18 protein-coding genes are annotated in these 22,177 nt (G+C 64.0%); 10 read left to right on the forward strand and 8 right to left on the reverse strand.

The window, feature by feature from the left end:
* Positions 1-628: 4Fe-4S dicluster domain-containing protein (locus tag A3AC_RS0124345; protein WP_025602073.1), on the forward strand; the 628-nt coding region annotated here is incomplete at its 5' end.
* Positions 629-728: 100 nt separating this feature from the next.
* Here A3AC_RS0124345 and A3AC_RS0124350 read toward each other — a convergent pair.
* Both A3AC_RS0124350 and A3AC_RS0124355 read right to left on the reverse strand, forming a co-directional pair.
* Positions 729-1,685, reverse strand: a complete 957-nt coding sequence (locus A3AC_RS0124350) for an alpha/beta fold hydrolase (protein WP_332261493.1) — start codon at positions 1,683-1,685, stop codon at positions 729-731.
* 211 nt (positions 1,686-1,896) lie between these two features.
* Positions 1,897-3,351, reverse strand: a complete 1,455-nt coding sequence (locus A3AC_RS0124355) for an MmgE/PrpD family protein (protein ID WP_025602075.1) — start codon at positions 3,349-3,351, stop codon at positions 1,897-1,899.
* 673 nt (positions 3,352-4,024) lie between these two features.
* Here A3AC_RS0124355 and A3AC_RS0124360 point away from each other — a divergent pair.
* Both A3AC_RS0124360 and A3AC_RS0124365 read left to right on the forward strand, forming a co-directional pair.
* Positions 4,025-5,197 (forward strand): porin, encoded by a 1,173-nt coding sequence (locus A3AC_RS0124360; RefSeq protein WP_025602076.1) that lies wholly within the window; start codon positions 4,025-4,027, stop codon positions 5,195-5,197.
* A 236-nt stretch (positions 5,198-5,433) separates the two neighbouring features.
* On the forward strand, positions 5,434-6,213 hold the full coding sequence (locus A3AC_RS0124365) for an enoyl-CoA hydratase/isomerase family protein (RefSeq protein WP_025602077.1): 780 nt from the start codon (positions 5,434-5,436) through the stop codon (positions 6,211-6,213).
* Between the two features lie 32 nt (positions 6,214-6,245).
* On the opposite strand, the gene A3AC_RS0124370 is transcribed toward A3AC_RS0124365, so the two are convergent.
* The 6 genes from A3AC_RS0124370 to A3AC_RS0124395 all read right to left on the reverse strand — a co-directional run bounded on the left by A3AC_RS0124370 (position 6,246) and on the right by A3AC_RS0124395 (position 13,645).
* Positions 6,246-7,241 carry a LysR family transcriptional regulator gene (locus A3AC_RS0124370; RefSeq protein WP_025602078.1) on the reverse strand — a complete coding sequence of 332 codons (996 nt, stop codon included), beginning with the start codon at positions 7,239-7,241 and terminating at the stop codon, positions 6,246-6,248.
* 280 nt (positions 7,242-7,521) lie between these two features.
* Entirely contained in the window at positions 7,522-8,703 is a 1,182-nt protein-coding gene (locus A3AC_RS0124375; RefSeq protein WP_025602079.1) for a CaiB/BaiF CoA transferase family protein, read from the reverse strand.
* An 18-nt stretch (positions 8,704-8,721) separates the two neighbouring features.
* Complete coding sequence (locus tag A3AC_RS0124380; protein ID WP_035475784.1) at positions 8,722-10,683, reverse strand: AMP-binding protein; 1,962 nt, start codon at positions 10,681-10,683, stop codon at positions 8,722-8,724.
* Between the two features lie 15 nt (positions 10,684-10,698).
* A complete protein-coding gene (locus A3AC_RS0124385; protein ID WP_025602081.1) occupies positions 10,699-11,904 on the reverse strand; it encodes an acetyl-CoA C-acetyltransferase in 1,206 nt (401 codons plus the stop codon).
* A gap of 91 nt (positions 11,905-11,995) precedes the next feature.
* Positions 11,996-12,745, reverse strand: a complete 750-nt coding sequence (locus tag A3AC_RS0124390; protein WP_025602082.1) for an SDR family NAD(P)-dependent oxidoreductase — start codon at positions 12,743-12,745, stop codon at positions 11,996-11,998.
* A gap of 24 nt (positions 12,746-12,769) precedes the next feature.
* A complete protein-coding gene (locus tag A3AC_RS0124395; protein WP_025602083.1) occupies positions 12,770-13,645 on the reverse strand; it encodes a MaoC/PaaZ C-terminal domain-containing protein in 876 nt (291 codons plus the stop codon).
* A gap of 242 nt (positions 13,646-13,887) precedes the next feature.
* Here A3AC_RS0124395 and A3AC_RS0124405 point away from each other — a divergent pair, with 242 nt between their 5' ends.
* The 7 genes from A3AC_RS0124405 to A3AC_RS0124440 all read left to right on the forward strand — a co-directional run bounded on the left by A3AC_RS0124405 (position 13,888) and on the right by A3AC_RS0124440 (position 22,146).
* Complete coding sequence (locus A3AC_RS0124405) at positions 13,888-15,039, forward strand: acyl-CoA dehydrogenase family protein (protein ID WP_025602084.1); 1,152 nt, start codon at positions 13,888-13,890, stop codon at positions 15,037-15,039.
* 394 nt (positions 15,040-15,433) lie between these two features.
* Positions 15,434-16,222, forward strand: coding sequence for an IclR family transcriptional regulator (locus A3AC_RS0124410; RefSeq protein ID WP_025602085.1), 789 nt, complete (start codon positions 15,434-15,436; stop codon positions 16,220-16,222).
* A 253-nt stretch (positions 16,223-16,475) separates the two neighbouring features.
* On the forward strand, positions 16,476-16,889 hold the full coding sequence (locus A3AC_RS0124415; protein ID WP_025602086.1) for a YybH family protein: 414 nt from the start codon (positions 16,476-16,478) through the stop codon (positions 16,887-16,889).
* Positions 16,890-17,580: 691 nt separating this feature from the next.
* The gene (locus tag A3AC_RS0124420; protein ID WP_025602087.1) at positions 17,581-17,805 is read left to right on the forward strand and encodes a hypothetical protein; all 225 of its coding nucleotides are present in this window, start codon (positions 17,581-17,583) and stop codon (positions 17,803-17,805) included.
* Positions 17,806-18,026: 221 nt separating this feature from the next.
* Positions 18,027-19,517 (forward strand): aldehyde dehydrogenase family protein, encoded by a 1,491-nt coding sequence (locus A3AC_RS0124430; RefSeq protein ID WP_025602088.1) that lies wholly within the window; start codon positions 18,027-18,029, stop codon positions 19,515-19,517.
* Positions 19,518-19,523: 6 nt separating this feature from the next.
* A complete protein-coding gene (locus tag A3AC_RS0124435; RefSeq protein WP_232231981.1) occupies positions 19,524-21,029 on the forward strand; it encodes an aldehyde dehydrogenase family protein in 1,506 nt (501 codons plus the stop codon).
* Positions 21,030-21,075: 46 nt separating this feature from the next.
* Complete coding sequence (locus tag A3AC_RS0124440) at positions 21,076-22,146, forward strand: zinc-dependent alcohol dehydrogenase family protein (protein WP_025602090.1); 1,071 nt, start codon at positions 21,076-21,078, stop codon at positions 22,144-22,146.
* The last annotated feature ends 31 nt before the right edge of the window (positions 22,147-22,177 follow it).

Consider the following 22,177-nt stretch of genomic DNA (forward strand, 5'->3'; position numbering starts at 1 on the left):
TGCGGCGATCAAGACCGGCATGCTCGCCGCCGAAGCCGCTTTCGAAGCCGTGCAGGCGGGCCGCACGAGCGATGAACTCACGGCCTATCCGGAGAGCTTCAAGACTTCCTGGCTGCATACCGAGCTATACAAGGCCCGCAATTTCAAGCAGTGGATGAGCAAGGGCCTGTACCTGGGCACGCTGATGGTCGGCATCGAACAGAAGCTGCTGGGCGGCAACGTGCCGTGGACGCTGCATCACCAGCATTGGGATCACGAGATGCTGAAGCCTGCCTCNCAGTGCAAGCCGATCGTNTATCCNAAGCCGGATGGCAAGCTCACGTTCGACCGGTTGTCTTCGGTGTTCATCTCAAACACGAATCACGAAGAGAACCAGCCCGCGCATCTGACGCTGAAAGATCCGACGGTGCCGGTGAACGTGAACTGGCAGACCTATGCCGGTCCGGAGTCGCGTTACTGCCCGGCCGCAGTTTATGAATTCGTCAAGAACGACGACGGCAGCGAGCGGCTCGTGATCAACGCGCAGAACTGCGTGCACTGCAAGACCTGCGACATCAAGGACCCGACCCAGAACATCGTGTGGGTCACGCCTGAAGGCGGCGGCGGGCCGAATTATCCGAACATGTGAAGCCGTCGATAGATCAGCGTGGCGCTCGTGAGCCGTGGATCATGTGGTGATCATAGACACACATCAATCGAGCGGCGTCGAACGCGCCGCTTTTTCAGCTTTACTGACCTGCCTGAAACTTCGATGCGATGCCGTTTCGGTCAGGTAACCGCGCGGCGCAGCGGCCCCTCATCGGCTGAGCTTGGCGCGTGAGAAACCGAAGCACGGTGTTACCGAATGCATCGTTGCGTTCTCCCGCAACCATGTGGCCGGTGTCCTGAATGTCCGCATATTCCGCGTGCGGACAGAGGCGCAGGAACTCATCCACACTTGCTTTGGTGACGATCTCCGAACCTTCCCCGCGGATAAGCAGCGTCGGCAGCTTCAATTTTCGTGCGCTGGCGGAAAAACGCTTGTGGCGGCGAGCGAGATCGCGCGGCCACGACAGGAAGTGCGGATCCCAATGCCAGTGATATTTGCCGTCCTCGCCGCACCGCAGGCTGCGCGTCAGGACGTCGGGCGCAAACGCGCGGCGCGGATGCGAGCGGTAGTGCCGGATCGCGTCGGCAGCTTCCTCGGGCGAGTCAAAACCATTGGGCTGCTGCCGCATGAACGACTGCAGGCGCGAAACGCCAATGGGTTCGATAGACGGCGCGATATTGATGAGCACGAGCGCATTGGCGTCAAGGTAGCCTTCTCCGACCGCAAGAAGGCTTATGCCGCCGCCCAATCCTGCGCCGACGAGCATCGGCCGGCGCTTTGCCAGTCTGGCGGCGATGCCTTCGAGATCGCGGACCATCGCGCCTTGACTGTAGTTACAAGTCGGCGACCAGTCCGAGTCGCCGTGGCCCCGCGCGTCGAAGGCGACGGCGTAAAAACCGGCCGCGCCCAGCGCGCGGCCCGTTTCGCTCCATGCGTGGCGGGTCTGCCCGCCGCCGTGCAGGAGGATGACTGGCGTGCCGTCCGGGTCGCCCCACGAGTCGCCGGCCAGCCGTACGCCGTCCGCGCTTCTCCAGATATGCATCGGGTCGGGCGCGTACGACGGACACGCGCCTGTTTTCGTCGAAGTCGTCATCATCGAAGTGCAGTCTTTCAGTCGTTGAGCAGCGGCAATAGGTCTGCAGGACTGGTCATGCAATCAAGTGCCTGACTGTTTAGATGCGCGAACGAGTAGGGAATAGACAACAGTCCGACTAGCATCCATGGGCGGCAAATACAGGTCGGCAGGCATGCGGCCGATATCTCATCGTGCCGTGTCTGGCGTCGAAGCAAGTTGGGGGCAGTCATGATTAGCCGATGCTCCGTTTGCGCGACTGCGACGGCCTCTTGTCCGGACTGAGCAGACGCATCATCGGCGCGACATCGCCGGCGTCCTCGAGATTGAAGACGGCGCCGATTACATCATCGATGCGATTGCCGGACATTAGATCTTCGGTATTGCGTCGGAACTTGGCGATGAGTTCTTCGTTGGTCATCAGGCTCGCCGCATCCGGTGACGGGCTGCCCTTCGGATAGCGCCGCTCGCCGACAAACGTCTGGCCGCGTGCCGAGACTTCGATCTTCGCCGGGCGGCTGGCGGCGTGCCCGGACAGCAATTCAACGTAATTCGGATGCACCTCGTGCGAGACCTTATCCATTAGCTCCATCACGGAGCGGCCGAACACCAGCTCAGGATCCTGCCACGCCTTCCCCGGTGGTACGCGATGCGCGCCGAGTGCCAGTCCGTGCGCGATACTGAACTGCGCGTCGTGGACGTGTTCGATCTCGCGGTTCAGCCAAACCGGCTGCTCCACAAAACCCTCCACCCACGCCTTGATGCCGTCGATCTCTTGCGGCGCGATGTCGTGCGTTTCGACGATGTCCGTCAGGCTGTCCAGCAGCGCATGAAGAATTCGGCAATGTGGGTACGGTTTGTACGCTTGCTCCGTCGGGAACAGCCACTCCGTGCCGAGCGCTGTAGTTATGCGGTCGGCTTCCCAGCGCCGCGTACCAATGAAGCGGGGGAAGCCATATTCTCGATCGTCGAGGATCCGCACGTCGCCTCGATGCCCGAGTTCGGCCATGTGAGCCGCGGTCATCGCTGTCTGCGTGAGCGCGCCGGCCAGCAGGTACTTAATGGTTGAACTCGGTGCATGCTGGAACCAGGCTACCTGCGAATTCACCGGCGAGATGCTGCCGGCGATGCCGAGCGCGTTCGGGAGTACCTCTGCCCGCAACTGCTTTAATTTCACGATGGCAGCCGTCGCGCCAAATACGGTGCTGCTGTACCCATAGACGGGCGGTGGGGACACCTTGCCATCTTTCGTATCGCGTAGATAATCCATCGCCTTGCCGAGACGGTACGACATTTCGTGCGAGAGCGCGATGGCTTCGATCAGCGCTTTACCGGTCGCGTGCCGCGCCTCGCCGACAGCGAGTGCGCCCGGCAACACGTAAGGCGTGACGTGCCCAGGCGGCACAACTGCGTCCATGTCGAGCGCGTTGATCAGCTCGCCGTTGGCGAACGCGGCGCCGAAGATCGACGCACGTTCGCCGGTTCCGATGATGGCCGCATCGTCATTGCCGCCCATTACTCGGGCGTAGTCGATACCGATGCGCCCTTTCGGTTCACCGATCGCCGCCACGGCGCAACCGATCGAGTCGAGCAGGATGCGTTTGCATTCTTCGACGACGGCATGCGGCAGCCGTTCGTAGTCGGTTTGAGCGGTGAAATCCGCGAGCTGTTCAATGATCGTGTCGGACACAATGCAATCCTATGGGGAAAGGTTCGGTAGGCGATGGATCACTCTCACCTTGGCCACGCGATGTGTGCGGCACGTGGCGGCCGACATCGCGAACGAAAGCTGCTGTGATCTTGCAGATCGACTAACTAGTGTTAGTTTCGTACTTGGGATGTGGAGGTCGCCATGGGTATTAATCCCTATTCGTGATGCCAATGGCCCGAGCGTTCGGCACATCCGTGATCGTTCGAGTTTGGTAATACCTCCTGTCGTCTGAGGCGCTGCACAAGATGTTCATCGCCAGTTATGCGGCTGGCGTGGCCGAACCGTGGCACGTTCCTTTTGCCGGACAGGGTCATCGAGAAGATAAGTGCGACAAGCGGATAGCAAGAAGTCTCATCCCGGGCATAGCGTTGTGGAGGGTGGCTCGCCTTTGGCGCGATTTAAGTATTGGAAATTCGGAATGCGAACAAGATGGTGCTTAGCGTTGATGGAGCAAACGGTCGCTATTGAGTACTACTGTTCGAGTCTGTTCGGACCGGACATTTTTCAATGCACGGAATGATTCGCCGTGGCCGTTGACGGCAAGTTGAGGCGGCGCACACCATGAATTAGCTGAGCCTGTGCTTCTCGGGAAGTTGATTCTGGAAATCAGGGCGTAGGCTGAAAAAAACCAAAACACTCTTGGAGACATTCGATGAAGAAGTCAATTTTTGCTTTGGCAGCAGTTGGTGTATTTGCAGGCGGTGCTCACGCGCAGAGCAGCGTGACTCTGTACGGTATCGTCGATGAAGGCTTCAACATCAACACCAACGCGGGCGGCAAGCACCTGTACAACTTGACGAGCGGCGTGCTGCAAGGCTCGCGATTCGGCTTGCGCGGCGCGGAAGATCTCGGCGGCGGTATGAAGGCTATCTTCGTACTGGAAAACGGGTTCGATCTGAATAGCGGCAAGCTGGGGCAGGGTGGTCTTATGTTCGGCCGTCAGGCTTACGTCGGGATCTCAAGCCGGTTCGGTACGGTCACGCTGGGTCGTCAGTACGACTCGGTCGTCGACTATGTGGGTCTGTTGGAGGCGGGCGACCAGTGGGGCGGGTATCTCGCCGCTCACCCGGGGGACGTGGACAACTTTAATAACGATTTCCGCACCAACAACACGGTCAAGTACACGAGCGCGGACTATGGCGGTCTCAGGTTCGGTGGGACGTACAGCTTCGGTGGTCAAGCGGGTAACTTTACTGGTAACCAGATCTGGTCGTTGGGTGCTAGTTACAACAACGGTCCCCTTGTCCTTGGCGTCGGATATCTGAATGCACGACAACCCGGCCAGGCAAACGGCTTGTTTGGGAACAACCAGTCGACGGGTGTGGCATCCGTTGTGACGACGCCTGTGTTCAGCGGATATACCTCGGCGAACACATATCAGGTGATCGGGGCTGGTGGAGCGTACACGTTCGGAGCAGCTACCATCGGCGCGACCTATTCGAACACGAAGTTTGCCAACCTGGGGGCGGACGCGCCATCAGCTTTCCGCAAGGGCGACACGGCGACCTTCAATAACGCCGAAATTAACTTCAAGTATCAATTCACGCCGACTTTTTTGATGGGTGCCGCGTTCGATTACACGGACCGGAGCGACATGACTGAGGCGAATGGCACGCGCAGCGGAGGCGCAAAGTACTACCAAGGTTCAATTGGCGCGGACTATTACCTGTCGAAACGCACGGACGTTTACTTTATCGGTGTCTATCAGAAGGCCTCGGGAACGGATTCGAGAAATAGGCCTGCGGTCGCAGCAATCAGCAATGTCACCGCGTCGGCGAACGACCGTCAATTGGCCGCGCGCATCGGAATCCGACATAAGTTCTAAAACGTTCCAAAAACAACGGATCGTCGCAATATGAGGAGACGCGTATGCGTTTCTTCCCTCATCCCGTATCGGCGTAAAGATCGTCCTGCAACGGCGTCCTGCCAGTTATTTTTCGGCCAGGAAAAGCACCCATGACGTGCCTCCTCTCGATCGGGACGCATCTTGACCGAGAACATTCAGAACAGGCGGCTACGCGACGGCCGTCGCAAATCGCTTCGCGGGCACGAGGAGACAACATGACGAACACGCTGTTGACAGACGATTCGACGCCCGGCATCCGGGTCGTCACGCTGAATCGCGCCGAAAGGATGAATGCACTCGACGGCGCGACGCTCGCGGCACTGAATGACGCTGTGCGAACAGCCGGCGATCCGGGTCGCGATATCCGTGTGATCGTGATTCGCGGCAGCGGCCGGGCGTTCTGCGCGGGCAACGACCTGAAATGGCTCGCGAGCGGCGTGCTCGCGGACGCCGCCGCGCACATGCGGCACCAGGATCTGATGCAGGACACGTTCGCGCTGATGGAGGCGTCGCGGCAGATTGTGATTGCGTCGGTCAACGGTTATGCGGTGGCGGGCGGGTTCGAACTGGCGCTAGCCTCGGACATCGTGGTCGTCGACGAAAACGCGGAACTCGGCGACGGGCATTTGCAGCGCAACCTGCTGCCGAGTGGCGGCGGCTCGCAGCGGCTGCCACGCAAGATCGGGCTCGCGCGCGCGATGTACTACCTCGTCACGGGGCGACGCATGTCAGGCCGCGACGCGGAGCGAATGGGGCTCGCGTCGCTGGCGGTCAGCGCCGGTGAGCTCGACGCCGCGACGATGCGGCTCGCCGGCGACATCGCGCGGACCGACGCCGATGCGCTCGCGGCGATGAAGCACATGACCCGCCGCGCGCTGGAGATGCCGCTGAACGACGGGCTGTGGATGGAGCGGTGGATGCAGTACCGTTATCGCACGGAATCGCCGTCGCTGGCCGCATCCGTGCACGATTTCGCGCAGCACGGCAAAGCCTGACCGGCGAACCCGCCGTCCTTATATGCGACAGCTCATGCCCGTCTTGCCCGTCGCTTGCGGGGCTTGAACGCGGCGACCGGCGTCGCCGGTTTTTCCGTATGCTGCACCATGGCGAGGGTGAGATGTTCGCGCTTCTCGACGAGAAAATCCATCAGGGCGCGCACCTTCGCCGGCATCTGCTCGCGCGACGGCGTGTACAGGTAGTAGCCGGGAAACGGCTTGCACCACGGTTCGAGCACGCGCACCAGCGTGCCGGCATCGAGGTATTCACGCAACGCGATGTCCTGGTGCTGGATCAGGCCGATCCCCTGCAGCGCGGCGCGAATCATGCCGTCGTCGTCATTCGTGACGACGCTGCCTTGCGGTTCAACTGCGAACGCATGGCCCTCGATCTCGGACGACGTAAACTCCCAGCGAAAGATCGCGCCGCTCGTAGTGTGTCGATAGCACAAGCAGTTGTGCCCGATCAGTTCCGCCGGCGTGCCCGGCGCGCCGTGGCGCGCGAAATAGTCTGGCGAACCGGCCACGGCCATTTGGAGCATCGGCGTTATCGGCACGGCCACCATGTGTTCGGCGAGACTCTCACCGAGCCGGATGCCCGCGTCGCAGCCATCGGCGATGATGTTCGATAGTCCGTCGTTCATCACGAGTTCGACGCGCAGCAACGGATAGCGCGCCATGAATTCCCCCAGGTGCGGTTCGACAAGTTTTCGTGCGGCCACCCTCGACGTGTTGATGCGCAGCAGCCCGGACGGTTCGTGCCGGACTTCGTGCAGGTTGCGGATCGCTGTTTCAATCGACCCGAATGCCGGCCGCAGCGTGTCGTATAGCCGTTGACCGTCCTCGGTCAGCGACATGTCGCGCGTAGTGCGGTACAGCAGTTTCACGTTCAATTGCCGCTCGAGCGCTTTCAGGTTTTGCGACAGTGCGGCGCGCGACACGCCCATCTCTGCGGCAGCCTTAGTGAAGCTGAGATGGTGCGCGATGTGCATGAACCATGCGAGGGAAGGGAGCTGGGACGGGTCCATGATTCGATTGTCAAGTGTGGCTCACGAATTTAGTTGAAATTCGACTCGAGAGTAATCGGCGAAATGCCGGTGTCCCTTTTGTGGCGACATTCGATGACGCCCGGCGCATTAATGGTGCGCGGGCCATGGCGGGGCCGGGAGCGGGGCGGCTTCGCGCCGCGCTAGCGGGCGAGCAATGCATCGCTGACTCGCGCGGGCTGTTTGCATGTGAAATGGCAGCGGAGGGATTGTGCACTCCGCCGTTGCGACAGGAGTGCGCGTTACGAGGCTGCCGGTTCGGTCACACGATCTTGCGCTCCCGAAGATCTGCTATCGCGCGCGTATCCAGCCCAATGCTCGCGAGGATCTCATCTGTATGCTCACCGGTCAGTGGCGGCCTCGTATGGATCTCCGGCGGCGTGCGCGACAGGGAGACCGGTGTCGCGAAGATGGGCACCGGCTTCGGCGCGCCCGGGTAATCCATCCAGCGAATCACATCAGCGGCCTTGATGGTTTCGTCCTCCAGTGCCTGACGCGGCGAATTGACAGGGCTGGCCGGGATACGCGCCTGTTCTAGCGCGGCGAGAACCTCGGCGATCGTCTTGTCTGCGCACCATGCGCTCATGACGTCGCTCAGGAACTCGCCGTTTTCGCCGCGCAGCGTATCGTCGGCGAAGCGTGGATCGTCGAGGAGTTCCGGCCGGCCCACCAGCTGGGTCCAACGCGTGAACATGGGACGGCCGATGACCTGCGTGATAAACCAGCCATCGGTTGCCTTGAAGATGTCGGATGGCGCATAGCCGGATGCGCGGTTCAGCGTGGCGCGGCGATCCAGTCCCAGCAACGCCTCCTCGATCAGCGCGCCGCTGGCCATGTTCAGGCCTGTGCATAGCAATGACGCGCTGACTTCCTGACCGAGGCCGCTGCGCCGGCGTTCGTACAGCGCCAGCATCACGCCGAGCGCACACGAAAATGCCGTGGCGAAGTCCACCACCGGCACCATCGCCTTTTGAGGCCGGTCGGCCGTGCCTGAAATGTAGACGGCGCCACTTAGTGCCTGGCCGACGCCGTCGAACCCCACACGGTCCCGCACAGCCTCGCTGTTGCCGAACGCGTTCGACGCGACGAGGATGATGTCGGGCTTGATCGCGCACAGGCTGTCGTAATCGAGCCCGAGACTCTTGAGAGTGCGCGGTGGCATGTTGGCGATCACCACGTCGGCGTCCGCGACCAGTTTGCGCACGATGTCGCGCCCCTCGGCGCTGTCGAGATCGAGCGTCATCGAGCGCTTGTTGCGGTTGACCTGCAGGAACAGCGCGCCTTCGCCCTGTTCGGTCACGGGCAGGATGAAGCGATCTTCGCCGCCGCCGACGCGGTCGATGCGGATGACGTCCGCACCATAGTCGGCCAGCAGCGCCGAGCAGAACGGCCCGGCGATGAAGCGTCCGAAATCGAGGACCTTGATGCCTTCGAGTACTTTCATGTTTCGTTTACGGTTCAGTCAGGCGGAGGCCGAGGCCGCGCGCACTTCGTCGAGCGCGCTGGGATTGTCGAGTGACGACAGGTCGCCAGGCGGCTGCCCGCAGTACACACTGCGGATCACCCGCCGCATGATCTTCGAACTACGGGTCTTGGGTAGCTGCGCGACCACGTGCACGCGGCCAGGCCGGAACGGGCGGCCGAGACGCTTGTCGATGTGGCCCGACACGATGGCTTCCAGATTGGCCCCTGCGACGCAGGTGTTGGGGTTCGGCACGATGAAGACGACGAGCTTCTGGCCCTTGTCGGCATCTGCCACGCCGATCGCGGCCACTTCGGCCACCTCGGACAGTTCCAGCACGACTTCCTCCACCTCGGCCGGCCCCAGGCGCTTGCCGGCGACCTTCAGCGTGTCGTCGGAGCGGCCCATCATGAAATAGTTGCCGTCGGCCGTGCGCAGCGCGAGATCGCCGTGCACCCAGATTCCCGGGATCGTCTGCCAGTAGGTTTCCAGATAGCGATCGTCGTCGCGCCAGAACGACTGTGTCATGCCGACGAACGGCGCGCGGATCGCCAACTCACCGACTTCGCCGGTCACACTCCGGCCGTCGGCATTCACCACGTCTGCGGCCACGCCGGGCGAGACTGTGTTAAACCCGCTCGGCGGAATCGGCCGGATCGGGACGCTCGCGAGCAGCGCGCCCGACGCCTCAGTGCCGCCCGTGTAGTTGATGACGGGCGCCGTGCCATCGCCGAAGCGCTGCAGGAACCAGTTGAAATGCTCGGGCGCGATGCCTTCGCCCGCCGTGATCAGCAACCGTACGGTGGAGCGATCGCCCGCGAGCGCCAGCGCCTCGTGACTGGCCATCCCACGGATCAGCGTGGGCGCAGAGCCGAAGTGCGTGACGCGGTGGCGTTCTACCACGCGCGACATGCGCGACCAGTCGGGATAGTCCGGCGCGCCGTCGTAGCACACCATCGTCGCGCCGCGCAGCAACGCGCAGCCCAACACCAGCGTGCCGGCAATCCAGCCCATGTCGGCGGGCCAGCAGTAAACGTCGCCGGGATGCACGTCGAAGTGAACTAGCGAATCGTGCGCGATCTTGATCGGGAAGCTGCCATGCGTATGGACCACGCCCTTGGGCTTGCCGGTGGTGCCCGAGGTGTAGATCACCATGAACGGCGTATCGGGCGTGACGGACACTGGTGCGATTGCCTGCCCGGGTGCGGCGTTCGCCGTTTCCTGCCAGTCGACGTCGCGTGCGTCCCCCGCGTCCCGCGCGGTGTCGCCTTCGCCGCGCTTCCAGATCACGTGTTCGAGCAGCGGCAACTGACGCCACGCGTCGCGCAATGCGCCCTCTACGTCCACACGCTTGGTGCGGCGCGAGAAGCCGGTGGACGCGATCACGATGCGCGCCTCGGCAGCCGACAGGCGGGCCACGATCGCATCGACGCCGAAGCCACTGAACAGCGGCACGACTAGCGCGCCCAGATGCACGATCGCGAGCAGAGAGACGGTCGCCTCGATGCCGTTTTCCATCAGGAGGCCGATGCGGTCGCCCTGTTTTACGCCGCGCTGCGCGAGACCCGCCGCAAAATCGCGCACGCGCTGTTCCAGCTCCGCGTAGGTCAGCTCGCTCACGCTGCCGTCCTCGCGCTCGGCGACCACGGCCCTCTGCTGCGCAGTGGCGGGGTGGCGCGCCCAGCCGTAGATGGTATTGACCCAGTTGAGTTTGCCGCCGGGGAACCAGCTCGGAAACTGCGGGCCGCGCGACAGATTTACGTAGCCCGTGGGCGGCACGTCCCACGCGATCGCGCATTCACGCATCACGGTATGCCAGTAGCGCTCGGGCTCGTTGATCGAAACGCGCATCAGTTCGTCATAGGACGGTATGCCCAGGGCACGCATCAGCGTCACGACGCCGGCGTTCTCCAGCTCGCGCTGGCCGGGTTGCCACGCGCGGCCGATTTCATGGTTGTTCATAATCGGTCTCCTTACTTATGCGCGCTCGACAACCATCGCGATGCCCTGCCCGCCACCGATGCACATCGTTTCAAGGCCGTAGCGGACCTTGCGGCGCTGCATCTCGTGCAGCAGCGTGGTCATGATGCGAACGCCCGTCGCGCCCACCGGGTGGCCCAGCGAGATGCCCGAGCCGTTCACGTTGAGCTTGTCCTCGAGCGCGTCCATCGAGCTCCCCCAGCCCTTGACACAGGCCAGTGCCTGGCACGCGAACGCTTCGTTGAGCTCGATCAGGTCCATCTGGTCGAACGTCAGGCCCGTGCGCGCCAGCACCTTCTGCACGGCGGGCACGGGGCCAATGCCCATGCGCGCCGGGTCGCAGCCGGCGGCGGCCCAGCCGACCAGCCAGCCGATCGGCGTGAGGCCGAGCTCATCCAGTTTGTCCTCGGCGACGATCAGGCAGGCGGCGGCCGCGTCGTTCTGCTGGCATGCATTGCCGGCCGTGACGACGCCGTCCTTCATGATGGTGCGCAGCTTCGCCAGGCTGTCGGGTGTCGTGTCTCCACGCACGCCTTCGTCGTGCGCGACGATTAGCGCGTCGCCCTTGCGCTGCGGCACCGACACGGGAACGATCTCGGCATCGAAATAGCCAGCCTGCTGAGCGACGGCCGCGCGCCGGTGGCTGCGCGCGGCGAACTGGTCGGATGCGTCGCGCGTGATGTCGTACTCGCGGGCCAGTGTCTCGGCCGTCGCGATCATGCCGCTGATGCGACCGAAGCGGCTCTCCGGCTGCGAGCGTTCACGGCCGCGGTCGAGCCGGTCGTGCATCGTGACCGAACCCGCACGCTTGCCCCAGCGCATGTCGGTCGTATAGAACTCGACGTTGCTCATGCTCTCGACGCCGCCGGCCATCACCAGATCGGCCGCCCCAGTCTGCACCATCATCGCCGCGGTGGCCAGCGCCTGCACGCCACCGCCGCAGCGCCGGTCCAACTGCATGCCGGCCACTTCGATTGGGAAGCCTGCCTGCAAGGCTACCCAGCGCCCGGTGCAGGGGGTTTCGCCGCTCGCATAGCTTTGCGCGAACACGACGTCGTCGATGCGCGCCGGGTCGAGCCCGGTACGCTCGACGACGGCGCGCGCAACAGTCGCGCCAAGTTCCTCGACGGGAACGCCCTTCAACGTTCCGCCAAACCCGCCCACTGGGGTGCGCAGCGGAGAGACGATGGCTGCTCGTTTCATTTCGAATGCCTTGTGAGTGTTCAATATCCGGCCGCTCCTTCTCGCGTGTCCCGCGCCGGGCGGCCATGGTCGTTGTGGTGCCGCCGCCCGATCAGCCGTAGCGGCCGCCCGTGACGTGCAGCACCTCGCCGCTGATGAAGCCGGCGCGCTCGCTGGCAAGGAACGCCACCGCGTCGGCGATGTCGTCCGGACGCCCGACGCGTTTGATCGGCTGCGCGGCCACCGCGCGCTCCTTGATCGTTTCGTAGGTCGGGAGCGCCTGCACCATTTCTGTTTCCATGAAACCCGGCGCGACGCAGTTCGCGGTGATGCCGTAGCGGCCTTCTTCCATCGACAGCGCCTTGGCCATGCCGATCAGGCCGGCCTTGGCGGCAGAGTAGTTGGCTTGCGTCGGGTTGCCCAGATGCGCGCGCGAGCTGATGTTGATCAGCCGGCCCCAGCCTTGCTCGATGAAGTGCGGCATCACCGCGCGCGCGGCGAGGAACGCACCCTTGAGCATCACGGTCATGACGAAGTCCCAGTCGTCCTCGCTCATCTTTACGAGGTACTTATCGCGCGGCGCGCCCGCGTTATTCACGAGAATGTGCACGCCGCCGAAATGCGCGACCGTTTCATCGACGAGGCGCTGCACGTCGGCCGCGCGGGTGATGTCGCCGACGATGCAGTGCGCCGCCAGTCCATCGTCTCGCAGCGCTTTCGCGGTGGCTTGCGCGAGTTCTGCATTGATGTCGGTGACGACCACGCTCGCGCCTTCCTGCGCGAGCCGGCGCGCCGTGGCGGCGCCAAGACCGCGCGCCGAGCCGGTGACGATCGCGACCTTGCCGGTCAAACCCAGATCCATATGTGTCTCCTGAAGAATTGCGTTTCAGCGCAGGTCGACCCGCGCGTTGGTCAGAACCACCACGTTGCGCTCCACGGCCGTGACGCGCAGTGAAACCGTACTGCCGCGCAGCCACATCTCCGTGCACAGCGTGTCGCCCGGCCACGCCGGCGCGGTAAAGCGCACGCGCATACCCGCGAAGCGCGTGTCGTCGTAGGCCAGCACCGTGCGCAGCACCGCGTGCGCGGCCACTCCCATCACCGCCATGCCGTGCAGGATCGGGCGGCCGAATCCAGCCGCCGAAGCTACCGTCGGGTCGGCGTGCAGCGGGTTCAGATCGCCGCTCAGGCGGTAGATCAGCGCCAACTGCGCGGGCGTGGTCAGCTTGCAGACGTGATCGGGCGCGCCGTCGGGCATCGCATGCGGCGCCGGCAGCGCGCTTGTGCTGCCGCCTTCGCCGAAGCCGCCGTCGCCGCGCAGCAGGCTCAACTGCACGACGGTCGCAAGAAGACGGCCTGTGTCGGCATCGGCGATCTCACGCGTCTGCTGCAGGAACGCGCCCTTGTCTGCGCCTTTGTCCCACAGGCCGGTGATGCGCGTGGTACCCGTGACCCGGCCGCTGGCCGGCAAGGGCGCGTGAATCCTGACCTCCTGCTCCGCGTGCAGGATCTTTTGCCAGGTGATGCCGGTGTCCGGCTCGCGTGCCCAGAAACCCGGATATGCGAGCACGTTCGCCATGGTGGGCAGCGTGCGCAGCGACACGCCGTCCCGGCCTTCGTACACGTAACGCAATTGCTCCACGTCGAGCGGATCGGCACCGAGGCCCACGCCGAGCGCATAGAGTTGCGTATCGCGCAGCGAATAGTCATGCACGACGGGCGGAAACGGACGGGACAGCAGATGATCAGGCTGGAGCGGCATGGCGAACGTGACGGCAGTGGAATCGAGTTGCCACGATGGAACCGCTCGTGCTGCCGGTCAATGGATGGACAGAGATTGTTCCGTACCTTGGCAGGTGCCCGGGCCGCAGCGGTCGCGGCGGCCAATGCCGGCCGTGCGGGCGCAATTTCATCCTTCGGAACATTTTGGACCGGGCAATTGTTTCGTGCGGGCTGCCGGGGCAGCATCTGGTCACGTTCTCCACCTTTTTCAGGCGCACTGACATGATTCGCGATCAAGAAACGCTCAACGGCCTGCTCGACTCCATCGCCCGGTTCGTGCGCGAGCGGCTGGTGCCCAACGAGGAGCTCGTTGCCGAAACCGATGAGATTCCCGACGACATCGTCGCCGACATGAAGGCGCTGGGCCTCTTCGGCCTTACTATTCCCGAGCGCTTTGGCGGGCTGGAGCTGACGATGGAGGAAGAGGTCCTCGCGGTGTTCGAGCTGTGCCGCGCGGCGCCGGTATTCCGGTCGCTGCTGGGCACCACCGTCGGTATCGGCTCGCAGGGCATTCTGTTCGACGGCACGCCCGAGCAGCAGCAGAAGTACCTGCCGCGTCTCGCGACCGGTGAGCTGATCGCGTCGTTCGCGTTGACTGAGCCGGAAGCCGGCTCGGACGCGGCGGCGCTTCGCACCGCGGCGACCCGCGACGGCGACGACTACGTGATCAACGGCACCAAGCGCTTCATCACAAATGCGCCGCATGCGGGCATCTTCACCCTGATGGCCCGCACCAATCCGGACGACCAGGGCTCGAGCGGCATCTCGGCGTTCATCGTCGACGCGAAGACACCCGGCATCAGCTTCGGCAAGCGCGACAAGAAGATGGGCCAGAAAGGCGCGCATACCTGCGACGTAATCTTCGACAATGTGCGCGTGCCGGCTGCGAACCTGATCGGCGGGAAGGAAGGGCAGGGTTTCAAGACGGCGATGAAGGTGCTCGACAAGGGCCGCATTCACATCGCGGCGGTGTGCGTAGCCGTCGCCGAGCGCATGCTGTCGATGGCGCTGACGTATGCGATGGAGCGCAAGCAGTTCGGCAAGCCGATCGCCGATTTCCAGCTGGTGCAGGCGATGCTCGCCGACAGCAAGGCCGAGATTTACGCCGCCCGCTGCATGGTGGTCGATGCGGCGCGCCGTCGCGACGACAAGCTGCCGGTCAGCACCGAGGCGTCGTGCGCGAAGCTCTTCGCATCCGAGATGTGCGGCCGCGTGGCCGATCGCGCGGTGCAGATTTTCGGCGGTGCCGGGTACATGGCGGAATACGCGATCGAGCGCTTCTATCGCGATGTGCGCCTGTTCCGCATCTATGAGGGCACGACTCAGATCCAGCAGATCGTGATTGCCCGCAACATGGTTCGCGATGCCCAATGAAGCGCAACGTGGAGAGCCCGATGACTGATTCCAGCGCGCCCGCCAAAGCACGCGGCGAAAATGCGACGGACCCCGAACGATCGTCCGTGTGCCCGGGCCCGGACGGCGCTCTGCGAACTGGGCGTGGGCGGGCGGCAGCGCCGACTACGACTGGATGGATCACGCGCCGCTTTTCAGGCAACACGACTGACGCTGTTTCCGGTCATCAGCACACCGCCCACGAGTGGCCGCAGGTCTGACGATCCTCAGGCTAACGCTGGCGGTCGAGAATCACAGTCCGCTTGTGCTCGCGTCTATTGGGCGTGGTGCGCGCGTCGAACGCGAACTCGGGGCCCAACTGGTGAGGACGGCTTCGCACTGCTGGAGCGGACAGTCATCATCGACTGACGGAGACATGAACAGGACCGACAAGCAGCAGGGCGTCACGCTGACCGTCGAACGCGGCCTCGAGGTGCTACACGCATTCCGTGCGGCTCGCGCGCCCCTGTCCAACGCGGAACTGGTGCGCCGCACCGGACTGCCGAAGGCCACGGTATCGCGCCTGACCACGACGCTGATCTCGATCGGCTACCTGCGCAGGGTCGGCGGCGGACGTCAGTTCGAACTTAGTGCGGGCGCGTTGGGCATTGGTCACGCCTATCTGGAAGCGAGTCCCGTCACACGCCTCGTCGCTCCCATGATGCAGAAGCTGGCCGACAAGCTAAATTTGTCGGTTGCGCTCGCGATCCCGCATCGGCTCGACATGGTGTATATCGCGTGGCGCGCGAGCGCCCGAATCGCGACGCTGCGCCTTGGCGTCGGCTCGCTGCTGCCGATGGCGACGACCGCGGTTGGCCGTGCGTATCTGTACGGGCTGCCGGCTGCGATGCGCGAGCCCTTGGTGGCCGAACTGCTCGACGCGGCGGGCGACGATGCGGGCACCTTTCGCGAGAACCTGGAGGCGGCGTTCGAGGATCTGAAGCAATCGGGCGTGTGCATGTCGGTCGGCGAATATCAGCGCAACGCGTACGGTGTCGCATTGCCGATCGTGGCCGGTCGGACTCGCACACTGATGGCGCTGAATTGCGGCGCGGTGGAACTCGAACCGGACATGGCTGCGATCCGCCAGCGTGTGGCGCCCGATCTGAAAGTGGCGGCCGACACGCTGTCTTTCATTCTGAGGGACGTCGATTGCGAGCCGTGAGAATCATGCGGAAAAGCGCGCGCAGGCCGGCGTGATGACTAACGAATCGTAGTTATGATCTAAACGGCGTGTTCGGGTGCCGGTGACCGGAGGCGCGGCACCGACGCACACCGTCGAGCGCAATGTCGCCACCTCTGGCGCGTATCGTTTTTGTCAAAATCGGGCGCAGGACGTGCGCCGGTAGCGAACGGGAAGCGCGACGAAAGCATCCCGGAATGGCGCCTGTTGGCGCGCAAGGAAAGGAGAGCATGCGATGGTTGGAGCGAGCGATAAGCCTGGCGCCGCACTTGCAATCGTGCAGGCAGCGTGGAACGCGGCCGCGCGCGACTGGAATCCCGACGCACTGACCGGCATCTACACGGCCGATGCGCTGTTTTTTGGCGGCAGGCCCGGTCATTCGGCTGGGAGCGATGCGATTCGCACGTACTTTGCGTCGTACGATGGCGTGATCCGGTCGGCCACGCTGGCGCTGGTGGAGCAGCACTTCATCCAGTTGGGCGACGATTGCTTTCTCGCGCAGGGCTACGGAGATTTCGCCTTCGTCCTCGGTGACGGCAAGACGTCCCGCTCGCGTCTGCGCACGACGCTTGTGATCGCACTGCAACTGGGCGAATGGAAGATACGCCAGCATCATTTTTCGACTTCACCTGAGGCACCGCCGCTCTGAGTCGGCCCATCCGCGTGCGCGGCCGTTCGAGGAGCACGCGAGTCGCGGTTATGCGGCGGCGACGCGGCGCGAGAAACCGAGCGGTAGGGTGGCCGAACACGTCGTTGCGGTCGCGGGAGACCATTTGTCCCGCCGCGCCGACATTTTCCGTACAGTGATCATGCGGGCGAAGTCCGGTTCGGCGGCATTCTGCGGGCGGTTTCGCGATCCGTCAGCAAGAAATCCAGGCAATCGTGCGGCCGGGCAACCACGCGCGGCGGGTTCCACACTGGGGTTTTGGCTCGCTGGCTCGCGCCCTCTTAAGGTACGTTCCTCTCGAACATTAGTTTTTGTGTCGCCCGGTGGCATTCGAGCGAACCCCGGCAGCATTCAAGGAGACGGACACGCCACACCGGCATCGGCGATCCGATAACGCAACGGGGTAATCACTCGCGCACGGCCGGCTACACAATGATCTTGTTCGAAGCGTTCGGTGCTTCGAAATCCCGCACCGAAAACGCGAGGTTGACGACAGCATGCGGGGATTCCCTGATGGGAAATCACGGCAAGCAAAATAGAATAACGATTGTTAGTTAGATTGCAGTGTAACTTGACGATACCTTCTTTCCCGGCTCCGCGAACCGACGCAGGCCACTGCACTGACGGGCTTCGACACACCTGCTCGCCGTTTCGAATTGTCACTGGGCCACACATGAGATACGAAGATTTCGAGTTCCTCCTGTTCGATGGCCAGCCGGACGGCGTCCCGCTTGTCACGCTCAATCGTCCGGAAGTCATGAACGCCAAAAACAACCGGATGCAATGGGGGCCGACTCTGGTCTGGGGGGGCCTCGTCGACGACCCGAGCGTCAAGGTGGTCGTCGTGACAGGTAAAACGCACCTACCTCGCTCACGCTGCATCCATCAATCTAACTAACGATAGGTACAATGAGAGAGCTCACCCTGCTTCTCGACCGGCGAGCGCAACTGCTACGCATGTGCGCTGGGCGGCGAGGATGGCCGCACGCCGTTCATGTGCGTGACGCCTGCCGATTTCAATCCTGAGGTGCGCCGCGCCAATCCGTTGAGTGCGGTGCTGTCGACCAGCGTCGACGTTCCGCTGGCCTGATGCACCAAGCCACACCAACCGGAGATGTTATGACGACTGTGACTGACACGGCTCAAGCCGCCCGTGCAAAAGCGCTCGCGTGGATCGGGCAGGGCGCGAAGCGCCTGCTGATCGGCGGCCATTGGGTCGATGCCGTATCGGGCAAGACCTTCGAGACGATCAACCCCGCGACCGAACAGCTGCTTTGCCGGGTCGCCGAGGCCGACAGCGCCGATGTGGACGCGGCGGTAATCGCCGCGCGCAAGGCGTTCGATGCGCCGTCGTGGTCCGCCTTGTCGCCCCATGCCCGCACGCGCGCGCTGCTGAAGATCGCAGACAAGATCGAGGCCCATATCGACGAGCTGGCCGCAATCGAGTCGCTCGACAACGGCATGCCGCTGTGGTTCGCGCAAGCCGCCGTCACCGCCACGGTGGACATTGTGCGCTACTACGCGGGATGGTGTTCCAAGGTACTCGGCACCACAATTCCGTCGGACGGCAGCACGCTGATTTACACGTTGCGCGAACCGCTCGGCGTCTGCGGTCAGATCATCCCGTGGAACGTGCCGATCCTGATGGCCGCGATCAAGTTCGCGAACGCGCTGTGCTGCGGCAATACGCTGATCCTCAAACCCGCCGAGCTGGCCTGCCTCAGCTCAATTCGTCTCGCGGAGCTGATCCAGGAAACGGACCTGCCGCCGGGTGTCATCAACGTGCTGCCGGGTTTCGGCGCGACGGCGGGCGCGGCGCTGGCGCAGCACCAGGGCGTGGACAAGATCGCGTTCACAGGCTCGACAGCGGTCGGCAAGCAGATCACGCGCGACGCCACGGTGAACCTGAAGAAGGTCACGCTGGAACTCGGCGGGAAAGCGCCCAACGTGGTGTTCGCCGACGCCGACATCGAGAAGGCCGTACAGGCTGCCGTGAAGACCTTTTGCGGCAACTCTGGCCAGGTGTGCTCGGCCGGCACGCGGCTGTTCGTGCAGGAAAGCATCCACGAGCAGGTGGCGGAGCGCGTGGCGCAGGTGGCGGCCGCGTGGAAGGCGGGCGACCCGTTCGCGGCCGATACGAAGATCGGCCCGCTGATTTCGGCGACGCAGCGCGAGCGCGTCCGGTCGTACATCGGCGTGGGCCAGGAGAGCGGTGCAACATTGCGGCTCGGCGGCCAGGCATGGAGCGGTGCGGGCTACTTCGTCGAGCCGACGGTGTTCGACAACGTGCGCAACGGCATGCGGATCGCGCAGGAGGAGATCTTCGGGCCGGTGCTGTCGATCATCCCGTTCAGGGACGAGGACGATGCAGTGCTGCAGGCTAACGACACCACGTACGGCCTTTCCGCCGCGGTATGGACGCGCGACGTCGCTCGCGCGCACAAGGTGGTGCGCGCGCTCAAGGCCGGGCGGCTGTGGATCAACACATTCGGCGAATCCGATCCGGCCATGGCGTTCGGCGGATACAAGCAATCGGGCTGGGGGCGGGAATTCGGCCAGGAATCGATCGAGGCCTACACGCAGACCAAGTCGATCATGCTTCGTATGTAACTTTCGTTGTCCACAATAATTTCGAAGGGGACACCTGTGTGCATCAACCCGAGCATTCCGGATTTCGTACGCGGCACCAAGAAACTGCTGATTGGTGGGCAATGGGTCGAGCCGGCCGGCGGCGAACGCATCGACGCAATCAATCCCGCCACCGGCGAGGTGCTGTGTCATATCGCGCAGGCCAACGCGCAGGACGTGGGCCGCGCCGTGGCGGCCGCGCGCCGCGCGTTCGAAGGTCCGTGGAGCCGCTTCACGCCGCATGAGCGGCGCAAGCTGCTGTTGCGGGTGCATGACGTCATCCTCGATCACTTCGACGAGCTCGCGCTGATCGAGACGCTCGACATGGGCGCGCCGCTCGCACGCACGCGCGGCTACAAGGAATGGCTGTCGCAACTGCTGCAGTTCTATGCATCGCAAACCGGCGCCGGCGCGGCGGAAACGCCGCCCATGTCGATTGCGCCCGGCTTCACCGCGCTCAAGCAGTTAATGCCGGTGGGCGTGGTCGGCGGCATCATCCCGTGGAACGGCCCGCTAATGGGGCTGTGGTGGATCTACGGCCCGGCGCTCGCCACGGGCTGCACGGCCGTGCTGAAACCGGCTGAGGATGCGTCGCTGTCGTCGCTGCGCGTGTCGGAGCTGATGATGGAAGCCGGCGTGCCCGAGGGCGTGATCAACGTCGTGACCGGCTACGGCAAGGACGTCGGCCAGGCGCTGGCCGAGCATCCCGACGTCGACCGCGTCGCCTTCACCGGCTCTGTGGGCACCGCGCAGGCCATCGTGCGCGCATCGGCCGGCAACCTGAAGCGGCTGCAGCTCGAACTAGGTGGCAAGTCGCCCGACATCGTGTTTGCCGATGCCGATCTCGACAAGGCCGCGCCAGGTGCGGCGATGGGTGTGTTCACCAACACGGGTCAGGTCTGCGTCGCCGGCACGCGCATCTTCGTACAGCGCGCGATTCACGACGAATTCGTGCAGCGCATGGCCGCGTTCGCCGGCACCCTCCGGATCGGCGACGGCCGCGATCCCGATACCCAGATCGGCCCGCTGATCTCGCGGCGCCAGCTCGATCGCGTGATGCATTACGTCGACATCGGCGGCAACGAGGCCCGGCTCGTGCACGGCGGCCAGCGCCCGGGCGGCGCCCCGGCCGGCGGATTCTTCGTCGAGCCCACGGTATTCGCCGACGTTGGCAACGACATGACCATCGCGCGGGAGGAAATATTCGGCCCGGTCGCGTCGGTGATCCCGTTCGACACCATGGAAGAGGCGCTGCAGCTCGCGAACGACACGCCCTACGGCTTGGCCGGCGGCGTGTGGACGAGCAGCCTTTCGACCGCGCACAAGGTCTCGCAGGGCATTCGCTCGGGCACCGTCTGGGTCAACTGCTACGGAGTGATCGACCCGGCCGTGGGCTTCGGCGGCACGAAGATGAGCGGCTATGGCTGGAAGGGCGGGAAAGAGCACGTTGAGAGCTTCCTGTATCCGAAAGCCACCTATATCAATCTGGGCTGAGCGCTATCGCCCGACCGCATTGCCCTGAGGGCAGGAGACACAAGACGTGAAAGGCGTAGTTTTCAGAGGCGAACGAACGCTGGAGATCCTGGACTTCCCGGATCCCACACCCGGCCCGGGCGATGCCGTCATCGAGATGAAGGCATCGGGCATGTGCGGCAGCGACCTGCACTTCTATCGCAACAAGCCGGCCGACGTGATCCGGTCGCTGGGCTTCAAGGACCTGGCGTCGCGCGGCATGTCGGAGGACACGCCGATCATCGGCGGTCATGAGCCGTGCGGACAGATCGTCGCGGTCGGCGCGGGTGTCGATCCGCGCGCGTTCAAGGTCGGTGACCGCGTGGCGGTGCTCCACTACGAAGGCTGCATGCACTGCGACCATTGCCGTACCGGCTGGACGCAGATGTGCAGCCACGGCGCGGATATCCACGGGGTGATCAAGCATGGCGGCCACGCGCACTACATGAAAGTGCCCCTGACCTCGCTGGTTCATCTGCCCGACGAAGTGTCGTTCGCTGCCGGCGCCGCCATTTCCTGCGGCACGGGGACGGCCTGGGGCGCGCTCCTGCGTCTTCACATCAGCGCGCGCGACACGCTCGCCGTGTTCGGCCTGGGCCCCGTCGGCCTGTCGGCCGTGCAGCTGGCCGCGTCGATGGGCGTGGAAGTCATCGGCGTCGACATTGCGGCCGACCGGGTGGAGCGCGCCAGGGATTTCGGCGCGACCCAGGTCATCGACGGCAGCCAGCAGGATCCGATCGAGGAGATCTTCAAGCTCACCGGCGGCCTTGGTGTGACCTGTGCGATGGATTGCGCGGGCGGCGACGTGCCCAGGCAGCAGGCCGTGCGCTGCACGCGCCCGTGGGGCCGCATCGCGCTGGTAGCCGTGAGCGGCAACCTGAACGTCGACGGCATGAAGGACGTAATCGGCAAGCAGCGCACCATCATCGGGTCCTACACGTTCTCAGAAGTCGGGATGAAGGACTGCATCCACTTCGTCGCGAAACACGGCGTCGACGTCGACAAGCTGTTTACCGACCACTGGCAACTCGAGCAGGCCAACAAAGCTTACCGGCTGTTCGACACGCAGGCGGGCGGCAAGGGCGTCTTTCTGTTCTGACCGCGGCCAGCCCGCAAAAAGGAGAAGGCAG

The sequence above is a fragment of the Burkholderia sp. WSM2230 genome (assembly GCF_000472445.1).
In the GTDB taxonomy this organism is placed as follows: domain Bacteria; phylum Pseudomonadota; class Gammaproteobacteria; order Burkholderiales; family Burkholderiaceae; genus Paraburkholderia.

Coding starts and splice junctions, on each gene's coding strand:
- A3AC_RS0124415 (WP_025602086.1), top strand. CDS start 16,476: ATGGTTGGAGCGAGCGATAAGCCTGGCGCCGCACTTGCAATCGTGCAG.
- A3AC_RS0124420 (WP_025602087.1), top strand. CDS start 17,581: ATGAGATACGAAGATTTCGAGTTCCTCCTGTTCGATGGCCAGCCGGAC.
- A3AC_RS0124360 (WP_025602076.1), top strand. CDS start 4,025: ATGAAGAAGTCAATTTTTGCTTTGGCAGCAGTTGGTGTATTTGCAGGC.
- A3AC_RS0124390 (WP_025602082.1), bottom strand. CDS start 12,745: ATGGATCTGGGTTTGACCGGCAAGGTCGCGATCGTCACCGGCTCGGCG.
- A3AC_RS0124370 (WP_025602078.1), bottom strand. CDS start 7,241: ATGGACCCGTCCCAGCTCCCTTCCCTCGCATGGTTCATGCACATCGCG.
- A3AC_RS0124375 (WP_025602079.1), bottom strand. CDS start 8,703: ATGAAAGTACTCGAAGGCATCAAGGTCCTCGATTTCGGACGCTTCATC.
- A3AC_RS0124350 (WP_332261493.1), bottom strand. CDS start 1,685: ATGATGACGACTTCGACGAAAACAGGCGCGTGTCCGTCGTACGCGCCC.
- A3AC_RS0124380 (WP_035475784.1), bottom strand. CDS start 10,683: ATGAACAACCATGAAATCGGCCGCGCGTGGCAACCCGGCCAGCGCGAG.
- A3AC_RS0124410 (WP_025602085.1), top strand. CDS start 15,434: ATGAACAGGACCGACAAGCAGCAGGGCGTCACGCTGACCGTCGAACGC.
- A3AC_RS0124365 (WP_025602077.1), top strand. CDS start 5,434: ATGACGAACACGCTGTTGACAGACGATTCGACGCCCGGCATCCGGGTC.
- A3AC_RS0124430 (WP_025602088.1), top strand. CDS start 18,027: ATGACGACTGTGACTGACACGGCTCAAGCCGCCCGTGCAAAAGCGCTC.
- A3AC_RS0124395 (WP_025602083.1), bottom strand. CDS start 13,645: ATGCCGCTCCAGCCTGATCATCTGCTGTCCCGTCCGTTTCCGCCCGTC.
- A3AC_RS0124385 (WP_025602081.1), bottom strand. CDS start 11,904: ATGAAACGAGCAGCCATCGTCTCTCCGCTGCGCACCCCAGTGGGCGGG.
- A3AC_RS0124405 (WP_025602084.1), top strand. CDS start 13,888: ATGATTCGCGATCAAGAAACGCTCAACGGCCTGCTCGACTCCATCGCC.